We start from the raw sequence: 7,174 nt of genomic DNA, 5'->3' as shown, positions 1-7,174 counted from the left end.
GTGTTTCGAAGTCCTCCCGACCCACCCTATTTTAGCTATTGTTAATAAGCGTACTTGGCTATCTTATCGATTTGGTTATTGTCTTTGGTAAATACCAATATCGGTTGATAGGTGTCTGCCTCTTCTTCAGTCACTTTAAAAAAGCTAAGAATGTGAACCGTGTCGCCTACCTTGGCGTGCAAGGCAGCGCCCCCATTCATGCACACCTCACCACTACCGCGTTTTCCGGGAAGTACGTATGTCATGATACGGCTGCCATTTATGGCGTTGTTGATATACACTTGCTCATATTTCTTTATTTGAGCGGCATCTAGCAAATCGGCATCCACGGTTATCGATCCGTTGTATGCGACATTTGCTTCTGTTACTTTAACCGTGTGGATTTTTGATTTTAAAATAGTTAACTCCATATTATTTGTGTGTTTCCCTTTTGTTGTATTATGCTGTCTTCGCCTGTTTGTTTGGCTTGTCGGTCGTCTCTAGTACAATTTCCTTGCCGTATTGCATGACGACATGGTGTTTATGGTGGCAATGAAAGGTGAACTGGTAAGGCATATCGGGGTTTATCGGGTGATTACCGATACATGTGACTCGGTATTCCTCACGTCCGTTTGCCGCATATTTGATAACGATTAGCGCGTTGCTATCCTCGTCCCGTTGGAGGATAAACCAAGCCCCTTCGCCGATACCGCCTAACCATTGGGCAGTAATAGGCACCGTTTTCGGGCGCGTAGGTTCCGCTATGCTGCCTGGTTCACCATCGCAGGGCAGCTTTTTAGATTTACCGGTCGAAAAGTTATGCGTGAGCTGGTCTATCTGAAATCCCAGCGAGCGCCAGCGGCTCATCCGCATGGTTTCCAATTCACCGTCGTGGTAACAATAAATCGTCTTATCGGGCGATGCATTAACTACATTGCTCATCGGACTTGGTTTGATACTTTCCGGTAAGGTAATCCGTCGCCGTGCCGGGTGGCCAATTACGTATCCTGCCAATAACACTTGGGCCACATAGCGTGAACAACTGTTATTTCCGGAAGCAATGGCTCCATATTTTATCGGACCTTGCTCGACAATGTGGCTGGCAAAGCGGTGCGCAGCCACATAAGACAAGCCTTTGGCAATGGAAAAAAATAACCTGCCTCCGCCATGGGTTGCATCCTCGATTTGGTGCAATTCATCCAAAATCACATCCAAATTGACAATATGGCCCTTCTTATCAATTTGTGCTCGGGTTTCCAATGCGAGCCGCGGATCTGATTCGACAGAACGCGCACGGCCATAGCCGCGTGGCGTAATATACCTGCCGAAATCAAAATAGGCCAGCGATCCTGTTTTCCGATGTATCAGCACCATGGCTGCATGACCTACCTTGAAGTTCAGGTTTTTTACGACACCGAGTTGTTTAAGTATGGCCATCCACCGTTCATCGCCGCGCGCCGTCTGATCTGGCCAAGCCATGACCAATGCCAAGTCTTGGTTTTCTTCCAACTTACCCTCCATTCACGGATATTTTTTCCTCGGCGGTGAAATAACCGTCAAAATCTGTAAAGAATTGGGAATTTGCGTTTGTTGGCATATGCGGGACTCTTTGTATTGGGAAACTTACGAAATCAATTTGATATTTATCGCGAAAATATGGTAAAAATTGTCATTTTTGCAATCCTATACATAATTGAACCCCCATATGGAAAGAATTAATCACCGAGGCATTACGAAACCATTATTGTTTTTCCTATCAGTTATCTTGTTGTTTGCCAGTTATTCGTGTAACAAGCGGAGCGGCCAACCACGGTTGTTGGTCTTTAGTAAGACGGCGGCGTTTTACCACGAATCGATACCCGCTGGAAATGCGGCATTGATCAAACTCGCTACCGAAAACGGATATGCTATCGATACAACTACCAATGCGGAATGGTTCAATGAAGATAGTTTGAAGAATTATTCAGCGGTTATTTTTCTTAGTACCACGGGTGATGTACTTAACCATTACCAAGAAGCTGCATTTGAGCGGTATATCCAAGCCGGAGGGGGCTTTGTGGGTATCCACGCGGCATCAGACACCGAGTATGATTGGGGCTGGTTCGGTCGGTTGGTAGGTGGCTATTTCAAAGGCCATCCGCATCCACAGGAAGCCACATTTCATGTTGTCGATTCGCTACACCCGGCTACCCAAGGCCTTCCGGGCACGTTCAATTATAACGACGAATGGTATAATTTCAAGAAACTTAACCCAGAAAACAACGTATTGGTAACGATTGATGAGAGCAGTTACGAAGGTGGGGATAACGGCGAAGAACATCCCATGGTTTGGTATCATGAATACGACGGCGGGAGGTCATTCTATACCGCATTGGGGCATTCGGAAGCATCGTTCAGCGATTCCGTCCATCTCAAGTTGATATTGGGTGGTATCAAGTATGCGGTTGGAAAAAACCTGAAGCTTGATTATAGCAAGGCCAAGGCACAACTTGTGCCCAATCCACAGCGGTTTGTAAAAAAGCAGTTGCTCACGGGGTCGCTTTTCGAGCCAACGGAGATGGCCATTTTGCCCAATGATGATATCCTTGTCGCCCAACGGCGTGGCGAGTTGATGCTGTTCCAGCAGGATAGCCAAACCGTGAAGCAGGTAGGGTTCCTCGATGTATACCACCAATCGGGGGTTCCGAATGTCAACGCGGAAGAAGGTTTTATGGGACTGGCGCTAGATCCGGATTACGAAACGAATAAATACCTTTACGCGTTTTACAGTCCGGTCGACACCTCCGTAAACCGCTTATCGCGATTTGTTTACGATGATGGCAAGCTCGATATGGCATCTGAGCAGGTTATCCTTCAGTTTTATTCGCAACGCCAGATTTGCTGCCATACGGGGGGCTCCATTGCGTTTGGCGGCGATGGGTTGCTCTACCTGTCTACGGGCGACAATTCCACGCCGTTTGACCAGCCGGATCCGTCTACCTATAAAAGCCACGGTTTTGCCCCGTTGGACGGCCGTGCGGGATATGAACAGTATGATGTGCGCCGTTCGTCTGGGAATACCAATGATTTACGGGGTAAAATACTACGCATCGACGTGCAGGCCGACGGCACCTACGATATACCCGAGGGTAACTTGTTCCCTGAAGGGACAGCGAAAACGCGCCCGGAGATTTATGTGATGGGCAATCGCAACCCTTATCGTATTTCCGTTGACCAGAAAACAGGGTTTCTTTATTGGGGGGAAGTGGGGCCGGATGCAGCTAACGATAGCTTGGCGACCCGCGGACCGCGCGGGTATGATGAGGTGAACCAGGCCCGTAAGGCAGGCTTCTTTGGATGGCCGTTTTTTATAGGTGATAATTACCCTTATCGGTCATTTAATTACACGACCGGCGAATCCGGCGAACCTTTTGATCCAGCGAAGCCGGAAAACAATTCACCCAATAATACGGGTTTACAGCTATTGCCTCCAGCGCAACCGGCATTTATATGGTATCCGTATGCAGCATCGCCACAATTCCCCCAAGTGGGAACCGGTGGGCGCAACGCCATGGCCGGCCCCGTGTATTATACCGACATGTTCCCTGAGGCGACGCGTTACCCAGACTACTATGACGGCAAGTTGTTTATATACGATTGGATCCGAGGGTGGATCAAAGCGGTTACGTTGCTGCCGAACGGTGACTTCGATAAGATGGAACCTTTCATGGAAGGTGCATCATTCGCCAATCCGATTGATATGGAAGTGGGAAAGGACGGCAAGATTTATATATTGGAGTATGGTAGGGGATGGTTTGCAAAGAATGATGATGCCGGTATTTCACGCATTGACTATATTGGGGGTAACCTTCCCCCTCAGGTGGGTGATATCGAGGTCGAAAAGTCAAACGGCGCCACGCCGTTCACCGTAAATGCTACCGTAACCGCCACTGACTATGAGGATGACCGACTTACGTATACCTGGAAGATAGGCGACATTACCCTCGAAACCAGTGAGCCGGTACTTAGCTATACATTGGATGACCGGGGGGAGTATGCAATTAGTGTTACGGTATCTGATGGCAAGGGGCATGCAGACAGCAATCCGGTGTCGGTTTATGCGGGCAATGAAAACCCAGTCGTGGATATTTTGCTTTCGAATACCTCTGGTGTTTATACACCTGGGGAACATATCGAGTATACAGTGACCGTGGACGACCACGGCCGCGCCATTGATACATCCAATCTGGTGATAGCCGTAGATTATATTACTGGTTCGGATATGGCCGGTGCGTCGTTGGGGCATCAACAGGTGTCGGAAATCGTACTTGGGCGTAGTCTGATGATGGCCTCAGATTGCCAGTCGTGCCATAAAATCGACGAACCGAGTGTCGGTCCGTCATATCGAGAAGTTGCATTGCGCTATCGAAACGAGAAAGACGCTTCGTCCTATCTGGCACAGAAGATTATGCAAGGAGGTAGTGGTGTGTGGGGGGAGGTTGCCATGGCCGCACACCCGGATATGAAAGACGCGGAAGCACGGCAGATCGTACGCTGGATTATGTCATTGGCCGATGATGAAAGCGGTAAGCCCAAGTCATTACCTGCGAAGGGTACGATTGTCGCTAAAAAACGAGGCGAGGGTGATAAGGAAACCGTATTGCGTATTCACGCGCAATATACCAACTCACCGGGGATGGGCGTTAAACCGTTGAGTGGCTCGAAAGCGGTCGATTTGAAATTGAAAGGAAGCGAATGATACCGGTTATTATTCGGTAACCGATGAATGAGCAAGGTAGACCTTGCTCATTTTTTTTGTCTTTATCCTACCTAACTTCCTGTTTGTCCTTTTTACGAAACAGCGGGACCTAAACCGGGCTTCGTAGATGTTTTGTATATGCAAATCTGATGAGGTGTATATGCTGTGTAATGGGTTACGGATTGGCCGGGATTACTTCACACGGTATTTTTGCAATCCACGTTATTCCATCACATGCATCGCATTTCATTGATATTTATTTCATGGATTCTGTGGGCTGTCTCCGTACAAGCCCAAACATATGTATCGCCCGATGGCACTGGTGGAGGCACTTCATGGGCTGATGCCAGTAGCTTGGCCGACGCCCTGGCCGACGCATCGGATGGCGACGAATTGTGGCTGCGGAACGGGGTGTATGATATTACAACAACTTTGTCTGTAACGCAAAGCTTGGCCATCAATGGTGGATATACGGGTGTTGGACCCAGTCGGGATATTGATAATAGCGCTTCCGTATTGGATGGCGGTGGGATAACCCAAATCATGGAGATCGATGCCGAAGGTGTTGAAATTGATGGGTTGGTTTTTTTGGAGGGTTTTGCTGCAACAGGAGTTCATGTAAATGATGGTTCCGGCGGGGGAGCCATTTATGTCAGTAGCAACAATGTAACGATCACCAACTCCATTTTTAGGAATAATGTGTCCGCACACCGCATAGGTTCGGGAGCCATATACCTATGGTCGTGTGATGATATTCAGATAACGGATTGCTTATTTGAAAACAATCGGGTAGTAGAAAACAGGAGCACCGTTGGGAATATGGGAGGAGGAGCCATTCATATCCGTTTTGGAAAGAATACTCGGCTGACTAACACCACGTTTAAGAATAATTATTCGCGATATGCAGGTGGGGCTATACATGATTGGGCAGAGAACACCCAATTTGAGAATTGTGTTTTTGAGAATAATGAGAGTGATGGGAACGGTGGGGGATTATTTATACGCTCAGATTCCACGACCTTTAACAGTTGCCTATTTGAAGGCAACCAAGCGGTGGATGGCGGTGGTGCATACCTCTCTAATGATAATAGTCGTTTTACCAATTCCATATTCCGGAACAATGAAGCATCGAATAATGGTGGAGGGATAGCTACTAATTTTGGAGGAATCGAAATTACCACATCGCGCTTTGAAGGAAATCGTAGTTTGGGTAATGGTGGAGCTATTTATAATCATCGATTTGCAACACCCTCCGTTATAGAACGGGTCCAGTTCTCGGAAAACACCGCAGATCAAGGAGGCGCTATCTATAACTATAGCGAAGACGGGTTAAAAATTGTAAATGCGTTGTTTGTTGCCAATCAGGCAGCGGACAAAGGCGGGGCGATTTTCAATAACCAATTTATTGAAGTTGCCAATACCACCTTCGTGCGGAATACAAACACCGCGTTTATCATACCCAGCTTGCAACAGTCGGAATATTCCCGTTACGAAACCAGTATTTTCAATTCGATTTTCTATTTGAATACGGCAAAGAGCGGAGGATACCGGGCGGATATCCATTCCGAAAATTTGAATATGGATTTAAGCACGCAGGATGTCCGCCGAAACATATTACAAGAATATACAGGAACAAATAATCAGGTGGGGGTTGATCCCTTATTTCTTAATAACACTGATGATTTTAAATTACAAACTGCTAGTCCGGCCATTGACGCAGGCAGAGCTGCACTGTTTAATGAGGTTTCGGATATAAACGCCGGCGCAACGACAGATCTAGGCGACAACCCGAGGAACCAGGGAGCGAATATTGATATAGGAGCATATGAAATTGATCCATCCACGATCGCTATCCCAACATGTACAATGGTAACAGCGCCAACGGATGGTGCTAATGATATTGCGGTGGATGCAGCAATTACGTGGAATACAGCGACCGATGCTACTGCATATCGCATTTCAATTGGCACAATGACCGGCGGTACGGACGTGGTTGACGGTGTGGAAGTAACCGGCACATCTTATATTCATGATGGAGATTGGGAGGAAGGTACCACTTACTTTGTTACGGTGGTTCCATTCAATGCTGCGGGTGAAGCCGAGGGTTGCTCGGAAATCAGCTTTACAATCGAAGAATTACCGGAAGTGCCGGAGTGTACGGTGATTACAGTGCCGTCGGATGGTGCCACGGGCGTGGCGCTTGATGCGGAGATCGCATGGGAAGCGGCAGCCGGGGTTACGGGCTACCGCGCCTTTATCGGCACGGCACCCGTGGGCACGGATGTGGTGGATGGCATCGAAGTAACCGGGTTGGTATATACCCCGGCTACCGACTGGGAGGAAAACACGACGTATTATGTAACCGTGATCCCTTATAACGCTGCCGGGGAAGCGGAAGGCTGTACGGAAATCAGTTTCACAACCACAACGCTTTTGGTTGCACCTGAATGCACCACG

Annotated in this window: 4 protein-coding genes; 2 read left to right on the top strand and 2 right to left on the bottom strand. The window is 48.0% G+C overall.

What is annotated here, in order from left to right; genetic code table 11:
* Positions 1 to 41: 41 nt before the first annotated feature.
* A complete protein-coding gene (panD, locus tag ACO1NT_RS05530; protein WP_449047425.1) occupies positions 42 to 410 on the bottom strand; it encodes an aspartate 1-decarboxylase in 369 nt (122 codons plus the stop codon).
* A 28-nt stretch (positions 411 to 438) separates the two neighbouring features.
* Positions 439 to 1,500: a DUF6695 family protein gene (locus ACO1NT_RS05525; protein WP_449047424.1), complete on the bottom strand. Its 1,062-nt coding sequence runs from the start codon at positions 1,498 to 1,500 to the stop codon at positions 439 to 441.
* A 184-nt stretch (positions 1,501 to 1,684) separates the two neighbouring features.
* Between ACO1NT_RS05525 and ACO1NT_RS05520 the strand changes: the two genes are divergently transcribed.
* Positions 1,685 to 4,717: a ThuA domain-containing protein gene (locus tag ACO1NT_RS05520; RefSeq protein WP_449047423.1), complete on the top strand. Its 3,033-nt coding sequence runs from the start codon at positions 1,685 to 1,687 to the stop codon at positions 4,715 to 4,717.
* 234 nt (positions 4,718 to 4,951) lie between these two features.
* The coding region (locus ACO1NT_RS05515) for a right-handed parallel beta-helix repeat-containing protein (RefSeq protein WP_449047422.1) at positions 4,952 to 7,174 on the top strand (2,223 nt) is incomplete at its 3' end.

The sequence above is a fragment of the Parapedobacter sp. genome (genome assembly GCF_053550995.1).
This window is presented reverse-complemented; position numbering and strand designations above follow the sequence as displayed.